This is a genomic window from Nitrospirota bacterium (genome assembly GCA_035873375.1).
GTDB lineage: Bacteria > Nitrospirota > Thermodesulfovibrionia > Thermodesulfovibrionales > JdFR-85 > BMS3Bbin07.
On record JAYWMQ010000061.1, the window covers coordinates 21,953 to 43,575 of the forward strand.

Consider the following 21,623-nt stretch of genomic DNA (forward strand, 5'->3'; position numbering starts at 1 on the left):
CTTTAACTACCTTCAAGGCCGCTTTAAAGCCACCATACCACATGCTTCTTCACATGCCGTCAGGCCTGCTATCTCAAGTCTTTCGCGCTCAGCATATATGGCAGGTTCAATCAAACGAAGAGGCGAGTCGGTCTTCGGGGTCTTATCGTTTACAATATGATCAATAATCAGCTCTTTGTTACGGCTGATATTTTCTGCCTCTTCGGGAAACCATTCCCTAACCTTATCCAGGGCTTGTTCAACCTGGGTTCTGCTTAATTTTTCCATAAACAAATTCCTCCTGTCTTCCGTTCCCGGGCTTATTTATCTTTACTGCTTGAATAAATGCACCACTTGTGGTTAAGTCATCATCGGAAATAGATTTAAATCTTGAAGCAAGGTCATCTATAGTGAAACGTGATTTAGATTTGATTTTTTTATCACATACAACCCTGAAGCCTTCTTCTTTCATGATCGCAACATGTGTTGAATGCGGTTCTCTGTTAAGCAGGTATGGCCTTTTTCCTCTTAGTAGTTTCCACGTGAAATCCGAATACACCCAGTGACCATTCCATTCACCAGCGGTTCCGTGGCACTTAAAATCAATCTGATTTGATATGTAACCAGTTGGCTTCAGCCATAAGCGCATGGATTTGTATGTATTCCGCAAATCATCAACATGCTCAAGAACTGCTTGAGAATAAATCATATCTATAGATTCTTTTTCAAGAATACTCGCATCATACCAGGGAACTTTATATTGTATCAACGATTCATTAAGTTGAGGATGGCTGATTGCATCCCTGATTTTCTCTATTCGTGATTTTTCCAATGCATGCTGTAATCTGTTTTCATCCAATATATCAGAAGGAAAATCATATCCATCTAAATATGGCTTAAGTTTTGGAAACTCATCCTCTCCGGGAATAGCTGCTCTATTTTTAAAAAGTGTTACAAGTCCGTCAAATATCTTCAGATTTCTTTCGGTGTTTGCGTATTCAACGATATCAAAAGCAAAGTATTTGTCACATCCAGAGATTAAGGCGGCTAACCCGATACCTAAAGAATCACCCGGACCTAATTCTGCCACTATTTTAGGATATGGATTGAGCCCATTGCTTTTTGCCATTACTAAATGCCGCAACCAGACAGAATAGCAATATCTATCGGAGTCCGTTCCCCCTGTTCCTTTTGTCCGGTATACTCGCGGTACAAAGGTTGCGATGCCATAGATTAGCTGTCTTAGTTTCATCTTTCCTTCAACTTGATTTTCAGTTCTCAACGCAGAAGAATATATTAACTGCTTTCATGATAACCGGCAGATTTTAGAAAATTCCAGGTTGATATATAGTGCAAAAAGCATGGATTTAAAATCAAACAAGCAAGCAAATGTAGCACGTGGAAATAGAAGCTGTCAATGTTTTAATGAAATTCCGGGTAATCATTTTTAGGGCTGTCTCGTAACTTTTTGTCCTTACCTGCAAAAAGTGAATGCCAGGAGGATACAAGTAAACAAGAAGTTGACAAGGCAATAGAGAAGACCTTAGTCTTACGATTCAACGGCTGGGTCCTGTTCTTTTCACTTTGCCTCAGCTGCATGTAAGATGCTAACAGGAAAAGCACTAAGTCAACGTAGTCAATAGGATGTCCGTAAACTTAGCCCAGCACCTCAGAATACGAATGGATATCAGTGAGTGAACAAACCGGCACCTTTTCGTAATCCGGGATTATTAACCGGAATTACCTGGACAGTTGCATAAAAATATTATGTATGCGAATATGTTATTAAGACCACTCTTAATGATAATAGTTTTTGAGTAATTTTATTTGTATTTTTCGGCTTCACCTTACGCTTGTCTTGCTATGCCGGGGAATGCTTTTGTTTGTTGAACTTTTGAGTGGCCTGGCTTTAAGTGATATAGACTTATTAGAGTTTTAAATAGCTTTAGAGCGGTTTTTTTTTGACAAAAACAGCATGGTTGTGATAGATTTATGTGCCTTCAGGAGGCTCATTAAAAATACTTCTATTTTTATAAAAAATTATGAAGAAATTATGAAGAAATTAAACAAATCAAAAAAACTCTTCAAAAAAGCACAAAATTTTATCCCCGGCGGCGTCAATAGTCCTGTCAGGGCATTTAAGGCTGTTGGGGGCAGTCCACTCTTCATAGCTTCAGCAAAGGGATCAAAGATCCGTGATGTGGATGGTAACGTATATATAGATTACGTGCTCTCCTGGGGTCCGATGATACTTGGTCATGCTCACCCCGCAGTGGTCAGGGCATTAAAGGCAGCAGTAGAGCTGGGAACAAGTTACGGAGCGCCAACGGCCCTTGAGATAAAACTCGCAGAGATGGTTCTAAAGGCATATCCCTCTATGGATAAAGTAAGGATGGTAAATTCGGGCACCGAGGCAACAATGAGTGTAATCAGGGTAGCCAGGGGGGTTACGGGAAGGGACAAGGTTGTCAAGTTTGAGGGATGTTATCACGGCCATGCCGACGGTCTTCTGGTAAAGGCAGGCTCTGGTGCAGCCACCTTTGGTGTTCCGGACAGTCCGGGGGTTCCGGGGTCTTATGCAAGGAATACCCTGACAGTACCCTTTAATGATCTTAAGACTGTAAAAGGTGTTATTGAGAAGGACTGGAAGAATATAGCCTGTGTAATTATTGAGCCCGTGGTTGGCAATATGGGATGCGTCCTTCCGAAAAAGGGTTTTCTTGAAGGTTTAAGGAGGCTTACAAAAAAATTCGGGATTGTTCTTATCTTTGATGAGGTCATGACGGGATTCAGGGTCTCCTATGGAGGGGCCCAGGAATACTATGGCATAAAGCCTGATATGACGTGTCTTGGCAAGGTGATAGGCGGCGGTCTGCCTGTAGGCGCCTATGGGGGCAGGGCAGAGATTATGTCAGAGGTTGCACCAGTTGGACCCGTGTATCAGGCAGGCACTCTTTCAGGCAATCCCCTTGCCATGACCGCGGGTATAGAGACACTGAAGGCCCTCTCTAAAAAAGGGGTGTATGAGAGGCTGGAGGAAAAGGCCCGGGCATTGGAGGAAGGTCTTAGGGATGCCTCAATGCGGGCAGGAGTAAAGACCAGATTTTACAGGGCTGGAACCATGTTCTGTACGTATTTTACAGACAGGAATGTCCATGATTACAGTACTGCAAAACTATCTGATACTGAAAGTTTTGCAAGGTTCTTCAGGGGGATGTTGAAAAGGGGGGTGAATATTGCTCCGAGCCAGTTTGAGGCAGGGTTTATCTCACTTGCACATTCCGGCCGGGATATTGACAAGACTATAGGGGCTGCGTACGAGGCGATGAAAGATATATAGCATCTGTTGTGATGCTCGCCGGCTAAAACCTAAATAAAAAAATAATAAAGAGCCGGTGACCCACTAACAGAAAACCAACGACCTATGAGGTGAAAGCGATGAAGTGGTTGAGTTGGGTAAAAGAAAGCCTCACTTTAAAGGGAAAGATAATTATTGCTGTGCTGCTCCTTGTAATAATTATCGGTGGTGGTGTAGTAGCCTTCAAGTTTTATGATTTCACCCAGAACAACCCGAAGTTCTGCATCAGCTGTCATCTAATGAAACCTGCCTATGATGCCTGGAAGAAGAGTGAACATACCGGAATCAACTGTCATGAGTGTCATCACCTTACCATTCCCGAGCAGAACAGACTCCTGATTACTTTTGTCCTCCGCAGGCCCAAGAGTGTCCCGCCAAGACACGGCAAGATAATAGTCCCCTGGAAGTATTGCATTGAATGTCATTGGGAGAAAGACAAGAAGTATCCAGATGCCAAAAAGATAAACGACTCCAGGATGCATGCAAAGCATTACTTTATGGAAAAGATAGAGTGCTCCAAGTGTCATGGGTATGAAGTGCACAAGTTTACACCGGAGGAGAGATTCTGTCTCCGGTGCCATCAGGGCAAGGAGGTGCATGGTATTGGAATGGAGGGTCTTGCATGTCTGAACTGCCACACAGACAGGACAGTAGACCTGAGACCAGGGCGAAAGAAGTGTCTTTTCTGTCACGGTAACGAACAGGTAAGAAAAGAACTGATAGCAGATGACACAATTGACGTCCAATTCTTTCAGCCTGGTAAAGCAATGATCAAAAAGGCTGACAAGATTAATGTTCCCAAGGATGCACCAATGCAGTTCTTCTGTTACAAGTGCCATAAGCCTCACGCAAAGATAATGCCGGTTTACGGGACATGCCTGAACTGTCATCCCCGGATACTGAATGTGGGCAGACACAAGTTGCATATCCAGACAATGGGGCTTGAATGTAAAACCTGTCATTTGCCGCATTCTTGGAGGGTAACAAAGGAGCAGGCAAAAACTACCTGTACTAAATGCCATGAATACAGGGATCCGCTTACTTTTATTGGCCCTGAGGGCTGAATTATAGATAAAGCTGGCAGTACAGTTTTTCTGATATTTAAGTTATAAACTTACATAATTAAAACAAGAGGAGGCAAGTTTATGAGTAGTCATGTATTGCGGCCCTTGTGGGTAGTGATAGGTGTTGTTGCACTTATCCTTGTCGCAAGATACCTTATTGTTCCGTCGGATTTTGGAATTCAGGAAAGAGGGTTCATGTACGGCTATCATCGAAAGAGCAATGAGGCTGACTGGAAGGCGTTCAAGGTAAAGTATCAGACGAGAAAGTACTGTAAGGATTGCCATTCAGACAAGTATGAATCCATCATGTCTTCAAAGCATAAAATAATTCAGTGCGAAAACTGTCATGGGCCTGCTATTGACCACCCTGAAGATCCCGCAAAGCTCGTTGTCAACAAAAGCAGGTCGCTCTGTATCAGGTGCCATGCCCAGCTCCTTTATCCACGGACCCAGAGGGCAAAGATCAAAGGCATCAATCCGGAAGAACATAATGTGGGGATGGAGTGCAGTATGTGTCATAACCCGCATAAACCAGATATGGAGGGTTGGTAATGAGTATATCGCGAAGAGACTTTTTAATGTCCACACTCAAAGTTGCAGTGGCATCGGCACTTCCGCTGAGTGCCTTCAAGTTTCTGAGCCCTGCTGAGGCAAAGGCCGCTGTTGAGGCTGCCAACGTCAGATGGGGGTTCATTGTTGACACATACAAGTGTGTTGGCTGCGGGTTCTGTGTGAAGGCATGCAAGATAGAGAACGAAATCCCCTATGATGCACCTGTCACCAGAACCTGGGTTGAGAGATACCTGATCCTCAAAGACGGGCGGATGATTGCGGATACGCCCCTGGGGGGAAGGGATGGTTTTACCGAACTGAAGATACAGGACGAGGTAGTAGAGCCGAAAGAGGTTGCCAAGGCCTACTTTGTTCCAAAGCTCTGCAACCAGTGTGAAAACCCGCCCTGCGTTCAGGTATGTCCTGTAGGGGCAACCTATCAGACAGCAGACGGGGTTGTGCTTATCGACAGGACGTGGTGTATTGGATGTGGATACTGTATTATGGCATGCCCTTATGGCGTGAGGTTTTTCCATCCTGTATACAAGGTTGCAGAAAAGTGCACTTTCTGTTATCACCGTATCCATAAAGGCATGAAGACAGCCTGTGTGGATGCATGTCCGTTTGGTGCAAGGCAGATAGGCAATCTGAAGGACCCGAATGATCCTGTTACAAAGATAATCATGACGGAAAGGGTTGCTATTTTAAAAGATGAATACGGAACCAAACCCCAGGTTTATTACATTGGCCTGGATGAAAATGTGAGGTGATAAAATGACGGAAGCATGGACGTACCCGGAAGCTTTATGGACGGTCAAAGATCTCTTTGTCTATCCGAATGAGTATATTTACTGGAGCATCCAGATAGTGATGTACCCATTGATGACAGGGCTGGTCGCAGGCGCCTTTGTCCTTTCGTCCCTCTACCATGTCTTTGGACTGGAAGACCTTAAGGATATGGCCAAGTTCTCCCTTGTCTTCTCTTTTGCCCTGCTTATAGTAGCACCCATGCCGTTGATGTTTCATCTGCAGCAGCCGTTAAGGGGTATGGAGGTCTTCTTTACCCCCCATTTCACCTCTGCAATCTCCGCCTTCGGCATAGTCTTCTTCTCATACTCAATAATTGTGGTTACCGAGATATGGTTTGTCTACAGGAAATTTTTTGTTGAGCAGTCCATTGCCTTAAAGGGTAAGGAGGGCATCGGTAACAGTCTTAAGCAGTTGTTGTATTCGGTCCTTACACTCGGGGCTTATGATATCGGTGAAAAGGCATTGCATAAGGACAAGAAGGCAATAAAGATACTTGCAGGCATCGGTATACCCGTTGCCTGCTTTCTGCACGGTTATGCAGGCTTCATATTCGGCTCAGTCAAGGCGAACGCGCTATGGATGACACCGCTTATGCCCGTAATATTTATCATGTCGGCCATTGTTTCCGGTATCGCCCTCTGTATGTTGACCTATATAGTGATAATGGAGTGGAAGAAGTTCAGGATCAAGACCTCCAGGAAATCCTGGGAGGTTACGGCTGCGGATGTTGGCGGGGCAGAGATCGATCTTATCAAAAATACCGCAAAGTACCTCGTCGGCTTTATGATAGCTGCAATAACCCTGGAGATTCTTGACCTTGTATTCAGGGGATATACGGCAGTGAAGTCCTGGGAGATACTCCGCTCCGTTATATACGGGAAGGATTTTGTTGATATTTTTATCCTCCAGTATGGCTTCGGTAACCTTCTTCCTTTTCTTATGCTCGTGATACCCGGACTCACGATAAGGAGGACAGCGTTTGCCCTCGCGCTGGTTATCTTCGGGGTATTTATGATGAGGTGGAATGTTGTAATCGGCGGACAGGCCTTTTCTCTCTCCTTTGCCGGATATATGCATTACAACATACCTTTTATTCCCGATACCCTCGATGCCTATAAAGAGGGGTTTTTTGGCGCACTTACCATCGGCCTGATGCCCTTTGGCCTCTTCTGGGTTATTAATAAATTTATCCCATCGCTGAAGTATCATAAATAAAGGCTCCCAAAGTAAATGTTACCAATCCCGGGATGGCAGGAAACAACCTGCCATCCCGGGATTTTTTGACCGTATTTGTTTTAAAATTTAATTGTGTCATTATACTCCCCGAATAGAACCCCGGAGGTCTCCTGTAAACCGGGAGAAACACCCCTGCAGATAACAGGCCTGAATATAGAGGTTCTGCCACCCCGGATATCCCTCCCGGCCGTAAGGGGTTGACGGATGGAAAAAAACAGTAAAAAGGAACTCTGGCGGCAGCTCCTGGATGCAAGTGCAATCCCGTTGAATCTCGTGGCTGCCACATTTGTGGGTTTTGCCATTGGTTATGGTCTTGATAAATTATTCGGAACCTCTCCCTATCTCACGATAATTTTTTTCATCCTGGGTATCATTGCAGGGTTCAGGGAGCTGTTCAGATACGCAAGGAGAATGGAACGTGAAGATGATAAAAAGGATAAATAGGCAGGCGGTACTCATACTCATTCCCTTATCCCTCCTGTCTGCCCTGATAGAATGGAAAAGACTGCCCCTCAGTATTCTGACAGGCGGGGCACTCGCCCTTGTTAACCTGAAGGGCCTTCACTGGGGTGTGCTCGGGCTGACGAATCCTGAGGCAGCACGGGGAGCAATGGGGAAACTCCTCTTTTTCAGTATGTTCAGGCTCCTGATAGTCTTTATTATACTTACGGCGCTCCTGTATTTCAGACTCATAAATATCTTCGGTGCACTTACCGGTCTGACGGTCGTTTTTATATTAGTGATGAAGGAAGGGTTGGTGGAGGCAAGGAGGTTGTGAAATCACGGAAAGCCGCAGTTTATCCTACAGGCCGGTCGGGAAATCCCCCCATCCCTTGTTGCATAAAACCTCGCTGATTATTTAAAATTAAAGTATGGTTTCTATTCTTAAAAAAATATTCGGGACAAAGAATGACAGGGAGATTAAGAGGATCTGGCCCATGGTTGATCATATCAACAGCCTGGAGCCTGATTTCTCTGCGCTCTCAGATACGCAGCTGAGGGACAAGACGGAAGAGTTTAAGCGGAGGATTGAGGAGGGGGAGACACTTGATGACATCCTCTATGAGGCATTTGCACTCGTGAGGGAGACATCAAGGAGGCTTCTCCATATGAGGCATTTTGATGTTCAGATTATCGGTGCCATAGTCCTTCACGAGGGAAAGATCGCTGAGATGAAGACTGGTGAAGGCAAGACCCTTGTTGCAACCATGCCCGTCTATCTGAACGCCCTTGATGGAAGAGGCGTCCATGTGGTGACCGTCAATGATTATCTTGCAAAGAGGGATGCCCAGTGGATGAGCCCTTTATATCATCACCTCGGCCTCTCTGTTGGTGTTATACAGCATGATGCCTCTTTTCTTTATGACCCCGAGTCCCGCTCCGACGACAAACAGCATGACAGGTTCAGGCCATGCTCCCGCAAGGAGGCCTACGGCGCTGACATAACTTATGGAACAAACAATGAGTTCGGCTTTGATTACCTCAGGGATAATATGAAGTATGAGATTGCGGACTACTGCCAGAGGGAGCTGAACTATGCAATAGTTGACGAAGTGGACAGCATCCTGATTGACGAGGCAAGGACACCGCTTATCATTTCAGGTCCGTCAGAGGAATCGACTGACAAATATTATAAAATTGACCGGATAATACCAAAGCTTCAGAACGAGGTTGACTTCACAATAGATGAAAAGGCAAAAACAGTCATACTCACGGAAGAAGGCAGCATAAAGGCTGAGCAGCTCCTTGGTGTGGACAATCTTTTTGACCCCGTCAATATAGAACTTGTTCACCATGTGTTACAGGGCCTTAAGGCCCACCATCTCTTTAAGCGTGATGTGGATTATGTTATTAACGATGGGCAGATTATCATAGTGGATGAATTCACAGGCAGGCTGATGCCCGGAAGACGCTGGTCGGACGGACTTCATCAGGCAATCGAGGCCAAAGAGGGGGTGAAGATCGAGAGCGAAAATCAGACCCTTGCAACCATAACCTTCCAGAACTATTTCCGTATGTATAACAAACTTGCAGGTATGACCGGTACTGCCGATACAGAGGCCGAGGAGTTTGCAAAGATCTATAATCTTGACGTACTGGTGATACCCACAAACAAGCCAATGGTACGTATGGATTATCCCGACATGATATACAAGACGGAAACTGCCAAGTTTAATGCAGTGCTTGATGAGATAGAGGACTGTTACAAAAAGGGCCAGCCCGTACTTGTGGGCACGATATCAATTGAGAAATCCGAACTGCTCAGCAAGATACTCAAGAAGAAGGGTATTCCACACACTGTTCTTAATGCAAAGCATCACGACAAAGAGGCCCAGATAATATCCCAGGCAGGCAGTCCCGGTGCCGTTACCATTGCAACCAATATGGCAGGCAGGGGAACGGATATAGTGCTTGGAGGAAACCTGGATGCCATTATGGAGGATATTTTAAAGAAGAAAAAAGACCCGTCGGAAGAGGACAGGGAAGAGGCATTAAAGCGTGCCGAGGTTATCTGCCGGGAGAACCGTGACAAGGTTGTGCAGGCCGGAGGATTGCATATTCTGGGCACAGAGAGACATGAGTCAAGGAGGATCGACAACCAGCTCAGGGGACGTTCAGGCCGTCAGGGAGACTCGGGTTCTTCAAGGTTCTACCTCTCTCTTCAGGACGACCTTATGCGCATATTCGCCTCAGACAGGATATCAGGGTTGATGGGCCGGCTCGGGATGGATGAGAGCATACCGATAGAGAACAGGATCGTCTCCAAGGCGATTGAGAACGCACAGAGACGTGTGGAGGCCCATAACTTTGACATAAGAAAGCATCTCATTGAATATGATGATGTGATGAATAAACAGAGGATAGAGATCTATGCCTTCAGAAGGGAGATACTGGAGTCGGAATCTCTCAAAGAGAAGATAGATGAGTTAATCGAGGAAATAGTTGATTCCCTTCTGGACATGTATTGCCCCGAAGACCGTCACGCCGAATACTGGGATATTAAGGAACTGAACAATTCCATTTACGGCATCTTTGGTCTCAAGTCCGAAAAGGCCTCCGAAATATCGGGCATTGAGGCACTTCGAGAGACGATTATTGGAGAACTGAAGGAATACTACGAAAACAAGGAGAAGGAGATTGGCAGTGATCTGATGCGGTATCTGGAGAAGATCATAACGCTCCAGGTGGTGGATAATCAGTGGAAGGACCATCTCCTGGCCATGGACTATCTCAAGGAGGGCATCGGCCTGCGGGGCTATGGACAGAAAGACCCCCTTGTTGAATATAAACGTGAAGCATTCGACATGTTTTCAGACATGACTGAACGTATAAGGACCGAGGTCCTGACAAGGCTTTACAGGGTACAGGTGAGATCAGAGGAAGACGCATCAAGGGTCTCGCAACAGCACCAGTTAAGTCTTGTGTACAATCGTGGCAACGGTGGTGAGGCACAGCGGCCTGTAAGGAAGTCGAAGAAGGTCGGCCGTAACGAACCATGTCCCTGCGGCAGTGGAAGGAAATATAAAAAATGCTGTGGAGTAAATGCCTAAAATACTTGTTATAGCTCCCCCCTCCAAGGATCCAACCCCTATATTACATGATTGCGGCTTTAATGATTTGACCCTGAAAAAGGAACTTCCGGTAAAACAGGACAGCCCTGACTTTCCCCCGGATATTATTATTCTTAACGAAGGTCTCACAACCAGAAAGGGTCTTCAGCAGCTGGATAAGGCATTTCCCTCGGTACCCAAGGTTGTCCTGTCAGCTAAAAAAAACAGGAGACTCTCCTTTATTAAGGACAGACCCCTCTCCGATTTATTAATAAATCCTGAATGCAAAGAGCTTATAGACTCAATAAAAAGACTGGAATATGAGAGAGGGCTGATTACAGAGAACCTGTATCTGAAAAAGGAAGGCGCTACCCTTTCCAGATTGACGGATCTTTTTGATGAGATAAGCCGTATACTGAAGGGCTCGGATGAACTGGATGATGTCCTTTCAAGGATAATGAACAGGATAAAATCCGAGGTAGGGGCAAGGGGCTGGGCAATACTGTTAAGGGATGACAAGAGGAACGAATTATACGTTATGCAGGCCTCTGCTAAAAAGAGCAAACGGTCGAGAAACTGCAGGCTGAAGGTCGGTGAGGGTATTGCAGGATGGGTTGTTGAAAAAGGAAAGCCCGTGATTGTTAATGATGTTAGCGAGGACAAGCGGTTTCTTTCAGGAATTGACGGGTATCCCGGAGTTAATACAAGGTCTGTCATGACGGTTCCAATCGGAGACAGGGACGGGGTCCTTGGCGTAATTGAGATGATAAACAAGAGAAGCCCGGGGGGCTTTACCAGTGATGACATCAGACTTGTGACAAAACTCTCCGGTCTTGTCGCCACAGCAATCAACCTGATAACCGTTCATCAGAAGATGGCAGAGCTCGCCATAACCGATGACCTCACAAAGCTCTTTAATTCAAGATATCTTCAGAGGACCCTCGACATGGAGATTGAACGGTGTAAACGTTATAAAACCTCCATCTCTCTTATCTTTATGGACATTGATTATTTCAAGCATATCAATGACAGGCACGGTCACCTTGTTGGCAGCAAGGTACTGGTTGAAGTTGGACAGTTCCTGCTGAAAAAGCTCCGGTCAGTGGATATTGTAGCCCGTTACGGAGGCGATGAGTTCGTTATAGTCCTGCCGCAGACATTCCCCAGATACGCAGCCCAGATAGCTGAACGGCTCAGAAAGACGATTGCAGCTACAGTCTTTTTGAAGAAGGAGGGATACAGTATCAGGCTGACCGCAAGTTTTGGTGTTGCTTCGTATCCGGAAACTGCAAATTCAAAGGAAGACCTCATGCGGCTTGCCGATGAGGCTATGTATAAGGTAAAGTACCAGACAAGAAATGGTGTTTATGCTATAATCTAATAAAATATTCAGGACTTCTTCTCGTGGATGCAGACAAACACGGATTATCAGTGTTGGCATTGTTTTGAAATGGTAAATAATGGCACTTTTTAATTACGCTACAAAAGAGATTACTCTAAAGATAGTTTATTATGGGCCGGGGCTTAGTGGCAAGACCACAAACCTCCAGCACCTTCATTCCGTACTGAGTCCCGAGAGAAGGGGCAAGCTCCTCTCACTCGCTACCGAGGCGGACAGGACCCTCTTTTTTGATTTCATGCCGGTAGAGCTGGGTAAAATAAAGGACTTCTCGATAAGGTTTCAGCTTTATACCGTTCCCGGCCAGGTGAGGTACAATGCAACGAGAAAACTTGTGCTGAAAGGGGCTGACGGCGTGGTCCTGGTTGCAGACTCTCAAAGAATGATGAGGGAACAGAACAGTGAGAGTCTCGCAAACATGAAAGAAAACCTCCTGGCCAACAACCTTAACCCCGAGGAAATCCCGATTATCTTTCAGTACAACAAAAGGGACCTTGATGATATCATGTCAGTGGATGAGATGAACAGGGAACTCAACCCGAACGGCTTCCCTTATTTTGAGGCCGTTGCAGTAGATGGTCAGGGTGTCAGGGAGACATTTGATACTGCAACAAAACTCATACTCAAGTATATTTCCAGAAAGCACAGGATCGATGTAAAGTTGACAGAGAAGGTTGAAAAACCCTTACCGAAACCCCCGGTAGCTGAGCCTGTAGTTGATCCGCTACTTGAGCCTATAGTTGAACCTGTCGTCGAGCCGCTACTTGAGCCTGCAATTGAACAGCCGGCCTATAATCCTACCCCAAGGCCCGCACCTGCAGAGCCCAGGGGGCCTGATATAACCCTCTTCCTGAAAGATATCACTTCCACCCTGAGTGACCTCAGAGAACAGATCGAGCGGGTGGAGAAGTCCGTAGATAACAGCAGGGATGCACACAAGGAAAAAGTCAGGTATGATCTTGCCGTTCAGAAGTTTGACAAGGCAATGTCGGATATCCGGGGAAAACAGGAGAAACTGATGTCAATGCTGCAGGAAATAAAGGCATCAATTGATAATGCAAAGACAAAGAAGCGGTGGTTCTTCTTCGGTTAAAGTCTCTCCAGTGTTGAGAGCAAGGCCTCAGCCTTTTTCAGACTTTCATAGTATTCCCTTTCCGGCACCGAGTCCGCCACTATCCCGGCCCCGGCCTGAACATAGGCCCTTCCGTCCTTTATCACAAACGTCCTGATAACAATGTTCATGTCCATATCACCGCTGAAACCGATGTAGCCGATGGAACCGGTATAGGGTCCCCTGACAACGGGTTCGAGTTCATCTATAATCTCCATGCACCTCACCTTTGGCACCCCTGTGATTGTACCCCCCGGAAAGGTGGCCCTCAAGAGGCTGAAGGCATCCCTTTCTGCCGAGAGGACGCCCCTTACATTGGATACGATATGGATTACGTGCGAATAATCCTCTGTTGTCATCAATTCATCAACCCTGACAGTGCCGTAGCTGCAGACCCTGCCAAGGTCGTTTCTTTCGAGGTCAATGAGCATTATATGCTCTGCCCGTTCCTTTTCATTAAGCAGAAGGTCAGCCCTCAGTCTCTCGTCCTCTGCTGCAGTGGTGCCCCGGGGTCTTGTACCGGCAATTGGTCTTGTATCGGCAATGCCCTCCCTCAGCCTGATTAGTCTCTCGGGAGAAGAGCTTACGATCTGGTAGTCTCCGAAATCCACGAATGCAGAGAAAGGCGATGGGTTTATCTGTCTCAAAATCGAATAAAGTCTCCACGGGGATGCTTTTATATCAGCAGAGAGTCTCTGGGAAAGATTTGCCTGAAAAATATCACCTGCATGGATGTATTCCTTTGCCCTGACCACCATATCCATGTAATTTTTTTTTGTCATCTCATATACAATATCCGCCCGTCCATGTCTTTCAGGTACTACTGTATCCGTGGAATCGTCCCTGACACGGTTATATTCGTCAGTCATGCGGCAGAGAGAGTCACCGGCCTCATCATACATTCCGGGGTAGTGGAAATCGGAACTCCATTTCTCCACTTCTCCAGCACTCCATTTCTCCAGCACTCCAAGCCCCTCCCGCCTTGCCCCAGGGCAGACAATGGCATAAGCCTTTCTCTCTGTATGGTCGAATGCAAACAGCCTGTCAACGAGAAAAAAATGGGCATCAGGTATCTGCAGTTCATCTGCTGCCGTCTTTGGCAACCCTTCAAGGTAGTGGACAAAGTCATAGCTGAGCAGGCCGATTGCCCCGCCCTGAAAGGGTGGCAAGTGGGGATTTTTTTTCTGTGGGTACGAAAGAAGGAGCTCTCTCACTCTTCCAAGCGGCCTTCTGTCAACAATCTTCAGGTCCTTACAACCCGCAACCCGCAACCCGCAACCCGCAACCCCTCCTGTGGAGACCTCCACAACCGAGTCCTTCACCTTAAACTCAAGATAGGGATCAATGGCAATAAAGGAGTATCTTCCAATCTTTTCAGACCCTTTAATGCTCTCAAGCAGCACTGTCCTGCTTGTCCTGAACCGTTCATAGACAGAAGCGGGTGCCTTATATGGCAGTTCAAGATAGAGGGGGGAGAGTAACACCTGTCCTGAGGATGACAGATGCGTCTTCTTTGCCTGTTGTATTTTAATAGTCATTACTCATTAGTCCCTGGTTATGAAAACCAGAGCCCCGTCAGGAAGAAAGCATCTCCAGGAGTATGAGTTCAGTGGCCTTCTCAGGGTCCGTTTGTGAGAGCACGGCCCTTCCGACCACGAGATAGTCTGCACCGCTACGGAGAGCCTCCTTGGGTGTCATGGTCCGCTTCTGGTCATCCGGTGGCGACCAGGAAGGTCTTATGCCGGGGGTGACAATGACAAAACCCGCCCCGATGGAGTTTCTTATTGCAGATACCTCATGCCCTGATGCAACCACACCGTCAAGCCCAGCACGATGGGCCAAGGCAGAGAGGTGTTTTACATGGGTCCTTATCCCATACTGATAGCCCATATCCTTTTTGAACTCATCCTGTGATATGCTCGTCAGCACTGTAACGGCGATTATCTTTGGCCTTGGCAGGTTCTCCTTCAGGCAGGTCTCCACTACCGTCTCACTCGTCCTCCTCATCATCTCAAACCCGCCGGAGGCATGCAGGTTGAACATGAAAACCCCAAGCCTTGTTACCACTACCGATGCCTTTACGACTGTATTGGGTATATCGTGGAACTTGAGATCAAGAAATACCTTCTTTCCCCTGTCATGGATCTTTTTTACGATGTCAGGTCCGGCGGTGGTAAAGAGCTCAAGCCCGACCTTGAAGGTCGTGACCCATTCGCTGAACCTGTCAACTATATCGAGTGCATGTACGGGGTCATTGACGTCGAGTGCAAGTATCAGTCTTTCCTTAGCCGGCAAATCTCCTCCTCAGGGCATGGTGGCTGCTATATCTTTGGTAGAGTAATCCCCTTCTGGGCCTGATATTTACCTGTCTTGTCCTTATAGGATACCTCACACGGCTCTGCAGCGCCGAGGAATATCAACTGAGCTATCCCTTCATTTGCGTATATTCTTGCCGGAAGTGGTGTTGTATTGGAAATTTCAATGGTGACATGCCCTTCCCACTCAGGCTCAAGCGGAGTAACATTCACCACTATACCGCATCGTGCATAGGTGGATTTTCCGAGGCAGATGACAAGTATATCCCTGGGGATTCTGAAGTATTCCACAGACCTGCCAAGCACAAATGAGTTCGGAGGGATAATGCACTCTGCCCCCTTGTAGTCAATAAAGCTCTCAGGGTCAAAGGATTTTGGGTCAATAACAGTGGTGTTTATATTTGTGAATATCTTGAACTCGTCGGATATGCGCATATCGTATCCATAGGAACTTACACCAAAAGAGACAACCCCGTCGCCCGCGTGGCTCTTGCTCAAGGGTTCTATCATCCCCTGTCCTGCCATATCCTTTATCCATTTGTCGTTTTTTACCATTTTAAACCTCCGTCTGTTGGTGTAATAACCGGGCTGTCAGGTTATAATGTAAATGTCGGTAAAAAAGCTTAACATAAAAAGGAAATTCTTAACAATAACTGGAGATCACCCGGGATAGCGATAGAGGCATTTTCGGAAGTTAGCGGACTTTCTAATGGTAATCCCTGGACATACGTACCCGTAAACCCGTGAAAAAATCCATACTCAGGAATATATCACCTACAGTTATAGCGCTTGGGGCCGTCAGCTTTCTGACCGACCTCTCAAGTGAGATGATCTATCCACTCCTGCCCCTCTTCCTCTCCACAGTCCTTGGTGCAGGGGCATTTGCCATCGGACTGATTGAGGGGATTGCGGAGATGACCGCCTCGGTTTTCAAGATTATTTCCGGCTATCTCACTGACAGGTCCGGCAGGAGGAGGCCCTACGTGGTATGGGGTTACACATTGTCCTCCCTGGCAAGACCCCTGATAGGCCTTGTCAGGCTGTGGCCGCTGGTGCTTGTCCTCAGGTTTGTCGACAGGATCGGCAAAGGGGTCAGGACATCTCCAAGGGATGCATTGATTGCAGATGTCACTGATTTGAGGTTCAGGGGCTGGGCGTACGGGTTTCACAGGGCCATGGACCATGCCGGTGCGATTGCAGGGCCCCTGGTTGCGGTCCTCCTGCTTAAAGTGTTTGACGTCTCATTAAGGACTGTTTTCCTCCTGTCCGCCCTGCCTGCTGCACTGGTTATCCTCATCGTGGTGATCTTTGTGAAGGAGAGGAGAGATGCTGATACGGTTTCAGAGAGCGGGGAAAAGGCAGGTTCAGCCCCTCAGGTTCCAGAGCACGGTACAGGGCACGGCAGTCTTAAGGACTTCAGGTTGTTTATGTTTGCCGTTGTTGTCTTTACCCTCGGAAATTCAACAGATGCCTTTCTCCTGCTGAGGCTTAACCATGCAGGGGTTGACGGGACAGGAGTTGCACTGTTATGGTCGGCTTTTCATATCGTAAAGATGGTTTCAACGCTTCTGGGGGGGAAGATATCAGACAGGATTGGACGGAAACCGATGGTCATAACCGGATGGATATACTATGCCGCCATCTATCTGCTGTTTGCTTTCCTTGAAACACGAGGGGTTCTCATCACGACATTCCTGCTGTATGGGGTCTATTTTGGCCTGACTGAGCCTGTTGAACGGGCATGGGTCGCCTCCCTTGTACCGCAGAAACTGATGGGAAGGGCTTTTGGTTACTACAACGGTGCCGTCGGCATCGCCTCCCTGCCCGCAAGCCTCATATTCGGCCTTATCTGGCAGAAGTGGGGTTATGAGTACGCCTTTATTACAGGCGGGTTGTTTGCACTGCTGGGGTGTGTATTGATTTCAGGGGTTAAAGAGGATAGGAGGGCTGGAGTTTGATGTTATACGCACACGCTAATAAGTTCCTGTTGAGGAAAACGAAAATCCAAAAGCTGTCATTCTGAATTTATTTCAGAATCTCAAAGAGGCCGGAACAGATAGATGCTGAATCAAGTTCAGCATGACAGTAGGGAGTTGTTATTCCGGATGGCGTTTTCTGGTTTGTCGTAAGGAACTATTTAACAGGACTAAGAGGAGGTACTCATGTTGACAGGGGCTGTAAGGGAGATCTTCCATACCAACCTTGGGGTAAAAAGGACCGAGAGGGTGCTTGTCTTTACTGACAGGCCCACCAAAAGAGACGTGGTGTCGGATGAGGACCTGCAGAGGTGGTTGAGGTTAAAGGATATTGCAATGCTGTTGGTGGAAACAGGAAGGGGTTTTGCCCGTGAGGTCATCTTCTACTGCTATCCCTCCAGGGGCGGACACGGGGTTGAGCCGCCTGAGGGCCTCTGGAAGGCAGCCTTTGGTGAGAAGGCCGTGGAGGCACTGAAGGAGAAAAAGCTCCTCAGGGCCATAATTCAAAAAAAGGCCTCACCCGGGAAGATAGAGGAGGCAGAAGAGATAATCAGGAGATACAGTGCGCATGCAGTGGATGTAGTGATTGCCCTGGCAAACTACTCCACAAGCCATACAAGGTTCAGGGACCTCCTTACCCGTGTATGCAGTGCAAGATATGCCAGTATGCCGCTGTTTGATGTCCGGATGTTTGAGGGGGCAATGGATGTGGACTGGAAGACCCTCCGGAAGAGGACAAAGGCCATAGCACAGTTGGTCAACAGGGCTGTCGAGGTGTTTATCAGCACCCCCAACGGAACCGGGATGAGGCTCTCCAAAAAGGGGCGAAGGGCCCTTGCTGACACAGGGGACCTGAAAAGGCCCGGCTCTTTTGGAAACCTGCCCGCCGGAGAGGTCTACTTTGCTCCCCTTGAGGGCACGGCAGAGGGAACGCTTGTCCTTGAATGGGCACCAACGAGGAGGCTCTCCTCTCCGGTCAGCCTCAGGGTAAGAGGCGGGAATGTAGAAGAGGTTGAGGGTGAGGACGATTTTGTATTTACACTGAGGGAGCGGCTTGCAGAGAGGAGGGAGAATGCAAACATTGCCGAGATCGGCATCGGCACCAACGACAGGGCCATAAGGCCGGACAATATCCTTGAATCAGAAAAGATCCTTGGCACCATACATGTTGCACTCGGGGACAACAGCTCCTTTGGCGGCAAGGTGAAAACACCGTTTCATCAGGACTTTGTATTCTTCCGGCCAACCGTGGTGCTTATATTCAGGGATTCATCAGAAGAGACCCTGATGAAGGACGGAAAGCGCTCCCGTTCCTTCTGAGCAGAAAACAGGCCGTTCCATTGCAATATCCTGTCTACTGAAAATACAGAGCAGCGTTGACAAGAACGGCGGGAACAATTGCAAAAGAAACGTTAATACTTTATAATATCAAAGGACAAAAATGCTCTGTACGGGCTTCTGTGCTTTAATGCCCCTGTGGTTACTTCAGAATCTGCGTCCCCGGCTTAAAGGAGTGGAGATTGAATGATTGGCTTTAAGGATGTTACCAGGATTTACGACAATATGACTGCCCTCAGAAAAGTCACCTTTGGAATCGAAAAAGGTGAATTTGTCTATGTAACAGGTCCAAGCGGTGCCGGCAAATCCACATTACTGAAACTGATCTACCTTGCAGAGAAACCTGATGATGGCACCATAAGAATTGCCGGGTGGGATACGGATACCCTCAGGGAATCCGCTATCCCCTATCTCAGGAGAAATATCGGGGTGGTGTTTCAGGACTTCAAACTACTTGCAAACCGCACGGTCTATGATAATATCGCCCTTGCACTGAGGATCAGGGGCTTTCGAGAGTCAGAGATAAAGGGACGGGTGCAGGATGCGTTAAAACTGGTGGGATTGAGGCATAAGAACGACAATTTTCCCGTTGCCCTCTCCGGAGGCGAACAGCAGAGGATTACCATAGCCAGGGCTATTGTTGGTGAGCCGACAGTGCTTCTTGCTGATGAGCCTACAGGCAACCTTGATGTTGACAATGCAGCCGGGATCATGAAGATATTTAAAGAGATCAATGCAAGGGGAACAACCATTCTGATCGCAACCCATAACAGGGAATTGTTCAGGAATACAGGACTGAGGGTCCTCTGGTTTGACAGTGGCAATCTTGTGTCAGATGAGGAAGGGTAAATGATTTATTCGATAAAGCTTGCCTTAAAAAGTCTATGGTTTGAAAAGTGGATTCATATGTTAACGGTTGTGACTATCGGGGTTGGGCTTTTTGTCCTTGGACTGATTTTCTTCTCCCTCTATAACATCGAGGGCATTACAAACAGGCTCCCTGAACGGTTTTCTGTTATGGTCTTCCTCTCTGACGGCACAGGGAATCGTGAAATCAACAACCTCAAGACAAGACTCGGAAAAGACCCGATAGTTGAGAGCATAAAGTATATATCAAAAGATGATGCCCTTGTTGAACTCAGGACCTCGTTAAAGGATGCAGCCTACATACTTGAGGGACTGGATGAAAACCCCCTCTTTCCTTCCATAGAGATCAAGCTTAAGAAAAACAGCTTTGACAGAACGAGGGTGGAGGGCCTTATTAACGAACTTAAAGGCCTCAGGAGTGTTGATGACGTTGTGTATGGCGAGGACCTGCTGGGCACAATCTATACAATCCGCAACGGTGTCAAGACCATAAGTGCAGGAGTCATCCTGCTCTTTTCCATGGCGATTATCTTTGTCTGTTACAGTACGGTAAAGATCCTCTTCTACAGGCGCAAGGAGGAAATAGAGATATTCAAACTGCTTGGGGCCACAAAGGGCTTTATACGCCTGCCCTTTCTGATCGAGGGAGGAACTCTTGGATTCCTCGGTGGCCTTCTTGGAGGGGCGGGCACGTATGTCCTTTACCGGTTTATCAACGGACTGGTCATCTCTGATTTCCCCATGCTCGGCGTAATGCACCTGCCTCTCGGACTCGTTGCAGCACTCCCGGCAGGTGGAGCGATTCTGGGTATTATTGGATCAACCATTGCGTTGGGAAGGCTGAGATTCTGAGCCCCATGACTTTGAGACCGCCATGTTCCGCTTAAAAAATACCGCCATATTCCTTGTCTGCATTATATTCCTGGGCTTTTGCCTGACAAATGTCCAGGCGGCAAAAGACCCCAGAACCCGCTACGAGAAGATACAGAAGGAGATAAAGAAGAAGAAAAAGGCGCTTGAGAAGGTAAAAAAGAAGGAAGTCTCCATACTCGATGAGATTGAATCGACCAACCGGGCGCTTGACCGCATAAAGAGGGAACTCAGGGTTCAGAGAAGGAAGATGCGCCGGAATGAAAAAAGCATCCTGTTAGTAAGAGCAGAGATTAAAAAGATCTCCAAAAAACTCGACAGGCAGAAAACCTGGCTCAGGAGAAAAGTTGTCGGAATGCAGAAGTACGGACTATCCTCTTTTGGCAGCACACCGGGGTCATCTTCATTGAAGACTGATCCCCTTATGTTGTTGATGTCAGCCAGGGATATCCCCCAGGCAGTGAGGAAGTGGCACTACCTGAAGCGTCTGGCAGAGTATGAATATTCCCTCCTCAAAGACTATTCGGCAAACATTCAGGGACTGAAACAGAGACAGGACCACCTGTCCGTGCTTATGAAGAAGCTTAAAGGCCAGAAGAGACAACTCGATAAAAAGAATACCGTTCTGAGAGACAAGAAGACACAGAAAAGGCGGCTTCTGGCATCTGTCCGGAAAAAGAGGGACGTTTACAAGCGAATGCTCCTTGAGCTCAAGGAGTCATCAAGGAAGATGCGCAAGTTGATTGATGAATCAGAAAAGACAAAGTATCTCCAGAAAGGCTTTTTCAGGGCCAAAAAAACCCTTCCCTGGCCTGTCAAGGGCGTACTTGCCCTGCCCTACGGCAGTTACCGCGACCCTAAATTCAAGACCCCGGTCTTCAGAAACGGCATACATATCAAGTCAAGAGAGGGCGAGGCTGTCAAGGCCGTATATTCAGGAAAAGTAGTATTTGCAGACTGGTTCAGGGGGTACGGCAAGGTCGTGATAATAAATCATGGCGAGGGGTATCACACAGTGTATGCAAACCTGAGCGAGATTTTTTTAAGCAAAGGAGATATAATAAAAAGAGGTGCCTTAATCGGCAGGGTCGGGGACTCAGGTATGCTGAATGCACCCGGCCTTTATTTTGAGATCAGATACAAAGGCAAACCCCTCAACCCGCTTCAGTGGTTAAAACGTTAGGGGTTTAAATAGAG

Annotated in this window: 20 protein-coding genes; 15 read left to right on the forward strand and 5 right to left on the reverse strand. The window is 47.2% G+C overall.

The window, feature by feature from the left end; translation table 11 throughout:
* Positions 1 to 12: 12 nt before the first annotated feature.
* Together VST71_12760 and VST71_12765 are read right to left on the reverse strand one after the other, a co-directional pair.
* Positions 13 to 267: a hypothetical protein gene (locus VST71_12760; GenBank protein MEC4686587.1), complete on the reverse strand. Its 255-nt coding sequence runs from the start codon at positions 265 to 267 to the stop codon at positions 13 to 15.
* Positions 239 to 1,108: a methyltransferase domain-containing protein gene (locus VST71_12765; protein MEC4686588.1), complete on the reverse strand. Its 870-nt coding sequence runs from the start codon at positions 1,106 to 1,108 to the stop codon at positions 239 to 241. The genes VST71_12760 and VST71_12765 overlap by 29 nt, the downstream gene beginning before the upstream one ends.
* Positions 1,109 to 2,032: 924 nt before the next feature.
* On the opposite strand from VST71_12765, the gene hemL reads away from it, so the two are divergent.
* The 10 genes from hemL to VST71_12815 all read left to right on the forward strand — a co-directional run bounded on the left by hemL (position 2,033) and on the right by VST71_12815 (position 13,042).
* A complete protein-coding gene (gene hemL, locus VST71_12770) occupies positions 2,033 to 3,319 on the forward strand; it encodes a glutamate-1-semialdehyde 2,1-aminomutase (GenBank protein ID MEC4686589.1) in 1,287 nt (428 codons plus the stop codon).
* A 98-nt stretch (positions 3,320 to 3,417) separates the two neighbouring features.
* Positions 3,418 to 4,401 carry a cytochrome c3 family protein gene (locus tag VST71_12775; GenBank protein MEC4686590.1) on the forward strand — a complete coding sequence of 328 codons (984 nt, stop codon included), beginning with the start codon at positions 3,418 to 3,420 and terminating at the stop codon, positions 4,399 to 4,401.
* An 81-nt stretch (positions 4,402 to 4,482) separates the two neighbouring features.
* Positions 4,483 to 4,953 carry a cytochrome c3 family protein gene (locus tag VST71_12780; GenBank protein MEC4686591.1) on the forward strand — a complete coding sequence of 157 codons (471 nt, stop codon included), beginning with the start codon at positions 4,483 to 4,485 and terminating at the stop codon, positions 4,951 to 4,953.
* Positions 4,954 to 4,958: 5 nt separating this feature from the next.
* Entirely contained in the window at positions 4,959 to 5,723 is a 765-nt protein-coding gene (locus VST71_12785; protein MEC4686592.1) for a 4Fe-4S dicluster domain-containing protein, read from the forward strand.
* A 4-nt stretch (positions 5,724 to 5,727) separates the two neighbouring features.
* Positions 5,728 to 6,978: an NrfD/PsrC family molybdoenzyme membrane anchor subunit gene (gene nrfD / locus VST71_12790; GenBank protein MEC4686593.1), complete on the forward strand. Its 1,251-nt coding sequence runs from the start codon at positions 5,728 to 5,730 to the stop codon at positions 6,976 to 6,978.
* A gap of 225 nt (positions 6,979 to 7,203) precedes the next feature.
* The gene (locus VST71_12795) at positions 7,204 to 7,443 is read left to right on the forward strand and encodes an AtpZ/AtpI family protein (protein ID MEC4686594.1); all 240 of its coding nucleotides are present in this window, start codon (positions 7,204 to 7,206) and stop codon (positions 7,441 to 7,443) included.
* Positions 7,418 to 7,777, forward strand: coding sequence for a hypothetical protein (locus VST71_12800; GenBank protein MEC4686595.1), 360 nt, complete (start codon positions 7,418 to 7,420; stop codon positions 7,775 to 7,777). Before VST71_12795 ends, VST71_12800 begins: the two co-directional genes overlap by 26 nt.
* 94 nt (positions 7,778 to 7,871) lie before the next feature.
* Complete coding sequence (secA, locus tag VST71_12805; GenBank protein ID MEC4686596.1) at positions 7,872 to 10,550, forward strand: preprotein translocase subunit SecA; 2,679 nt, start codon at positions 7,872 to 7,874, stop codon at positions 10,548 to 10,550.
* Complete coding sequence (locus VST71_12810) at positions 10,543 to 11,931, forward strand: sensor domain-containing diguanylate cyclase (GenBank protein ID MEC4686597.1); 1,389 nt, start codon at positions 10,543 to 10,545, stop codon at positions 11,929 to 11,931. The genes secA and VST71_12810 overlap by 8 nt, the downstream gene beginning before the upstream one ends.
* A gap of 79 nt (positions 11,932 to 12,010) precedes the next feature.
* Positions 12,011 to 13,042: an ADP-ribosylation factor-like protein gene (locus VST71_12815; GenBank protein ID MEC4686598.1), complete on the forward strand. Its 1,032-nt coding sequence runs from the start codon at positions 12,011 to 12,013 to the stop codon at positions 13,040 to 13,042.
* Here VST71_12815 and VST71_12820 read toward each other — a convergent pair.
* The 3 genes from VST71_12820 to dcd are packed head-to-tail and all read right to left on the reverse strand — an operon-like array spanning position 13,039 to position 15,930.
* Positions 13,039 to 14,598, reverse strand: coding sequence for an anthranilate synthase component I family protein (locus tag VST71_12820; protein MEC4686599.1), 1,560 nt, complete (start codon positions 14,596 to 14,598; stop codon positions 13,039 to 13,041). The two genes, VST71_12815 and VST71_12820, sit on opposite strands and share 4 nt — an antisense overlap.
* Positions 14,599 to 14,635: 37 nt before the next feature.
* Positions 14,636 to 15,355, reverse strand: coding sequence for an orotidine-5'-phosphate decarboxylase (gene pyrF, locus VST71_12825; GenBank protein MEC4686600.1), 720 nt, complete (start codon positions 15,353 to 15,355; stop codon positions 14,636 to 14,638).
* Positions 15,356 to 15,381: 26 nt separating this feature from the next.
* Positions 15,382 to 15,930, reverse strand: coding sequence for a dCTP deaminase (gene dcd, locus VST71_12830; protein MEC4686601.1), 549 nt, complete (start codon positions 15,928 to 15,930; stop codon positions 15,382 to 15,384).
* A gap of 188 nt (positions 15,931 to 16,118) precedes the next feature.
* Here dcd and VST71_12835 point away from each other — a divergent pair, with 188 nt between their 5' ends.
* The 5 genes from VST71_12835 to VST71_12855 all read left to right on the forward strand — a co-directional run bounded on the left by VST71_12835 (position 16,119) and on the right by VST71_12855 (position 21,609).
* The gene (locus tag VST71_12835) at positions 16,119 to 17,333 is read left to right on the forward strand and encodes an MFS transporter (protein ID MEC4686602.1); all 1,215 of its coding nucleotides are present in this window, start codon (positions 16,119 to 16,121) and stop codon (positions 17,331 to 17,333) included.
* 204 nt (positions 17,334 to 17,537) lie between these two features.
* On the forward strand, positions 17,538 to 18,671 hold the full coding sequence (locus tag VST71_12840) for an aminopeptidase (GenBank protein ID MEC4686603.1): 1,134 nt from the start codon (positions 17,538 to 17,540) through the stop codon (positions 18,669 to 18,671).
* 204 nt (positions 18,672 to 18,875) lie between these two features.
* On the forward strand, positions 18,876 to 19,538 hold the full coding sequence (gene ftsE, locus VST71_12845; protein MEC4686604.1) for a cell division ATP-binding protein FtsE: 663 nt from the start codon (positions 18,876 to 18,878) through the stop codon (positions 19,536 to 19,538).
* A complete protein-coding gene (locus tag VST71_12850) occupies positions 19,539 to 20,408 on the forward strand; it encodes a permease-like cell division protein FtsX (protein ID MEC4686605.1) in 870 nt (289 codons plus the stop codon). It abuts the gene before it with no gap.
* A 22-nt stretch (positions 20,409 to 20,430) separates the two neighbouring features.
* Complete coding sequence (locus VST71_12855; GenBank protein MEC4686606.1) at positions 20,431 to 21,609, forward strand: peptidoglycan DD-metalloendopeptidase family protein; 1,179 nt, start codon at positions 20,431 to 20,433, stop codon at positions 21,607 to 21,609.
* Positions 21,610 to 21,623 lie beyond the last annotated feature (14 nt).

Excerpts from the sequence above, each read along its gene's own strand:
- VST71_12765 (MEC4686588.1), bottom strand. The coding sequence starts at position 1,108 with ATGGCAAAAAGCAATGGGCTCAATCCATATCCTAAAATAGTGGCAGAA.
- VST71_12820 (MEC4686599.1), bottom strand. The coding sequence starts at position 14,598 with ATGACTATTAAAATACAACAGGCAAAGAAGACGCATCTGTCATCCTCA.
- dcd (MEC4686601.1), bottom strand. The coding sequence starts at position 15,930 with ATGGTAAAAAACGACAAATGGATAAAGGATATGGCAGGACAGGGGATG.
- secA (MEC4686596.1), top strand. The coding sequence starts at position 7,872 with ATGGTTTCTATTCTTAAAAAAATATTCGGGACAAAGAATGACAGGGAG.
- VST71_12775 (MEC4686590.1), top strand. The coding sequence starts at position 3,418 with ATGAAGTGGTTGAGTTGGGTAAAAGAAAGCCTCACTTTAAAGGGAAAG.
- nrfD (MEC4686593.1), top strand. The coding sequence starts at position 5,728 with ATGACGGAAGCATGGACGTACCCGGAAGCTTTATGGACGGTCAAAGAT.
- VST71_12795 (MEC4686594.1), top strand. The coding sequence starts at position 7,204 with ATGGAAAAAAACAGTAAAAAGGAACTCTGGCGGCAGCTCCTGGATGCA.
- VST71_12840 (MEC4686603.1), top strand. The coding sequence starts at position 17,538 with ATGTTGACAGGGGCTGTAAGGGAGATCTTCCATACCAACCTTGGGGTA.
- VST71_12780 (MEC4686591.1), top strand. The coding sequence starts at position 4,483 with ATGAGTAGTCATGTATTGCGGCCCTTGTGGGTAGTGATAGGTGTTGTT.
- ftsE (MEC4686604.1), top strand. The coding sequence starts at position 18,876 with ATGATTGGCTTTAAGGATGTTACCAGGATTTACGACAATATGACTGCC.
- VST71_12810 (MEC4686597.1), top strand. The coding sequence starts at position 10,543 with ATGCCTAAAATACTTGTTATAGCTCCCCCCTCCAAGGATCCAACCCCT.
- hemL (MEC4686589.1), top strand. The coding sequence starts at position 2,033 with ATGAAGAAATTAAACAAATCAAAAAAACTCTTCAAAAAAGCACAAAAT.
- VST71_12850 (MEC4686605.1), top strand. The coding sequence starts at position 19,539 with ATGATTTATTCGATAAAGCTTGCCTTAAAAAGTCTATGGTTTGAAAAG.
- VST71_12855 (MEC4686606.1), top strand. The coding sequence starts at position 20,431 with ATGTTCCGCTTAAAAAATACCGCCATATTCCTTGTCTGCATTATATTC.
- VST71_12815 (MEC4686598.1), top strand. The coding sequence starts at position 12,011 with ATGGCACTTTTTAATTACGCTACAAAAGAGATTACTCTAAAGATAGTT.
- VST71_12760 (MEC4686587.1), bottom strand. The coding sequence starts at position 267 with ATGGAAAAATTAAGCAGAACCCAGGTTGAACAAGCCCTGGATAAGGTT.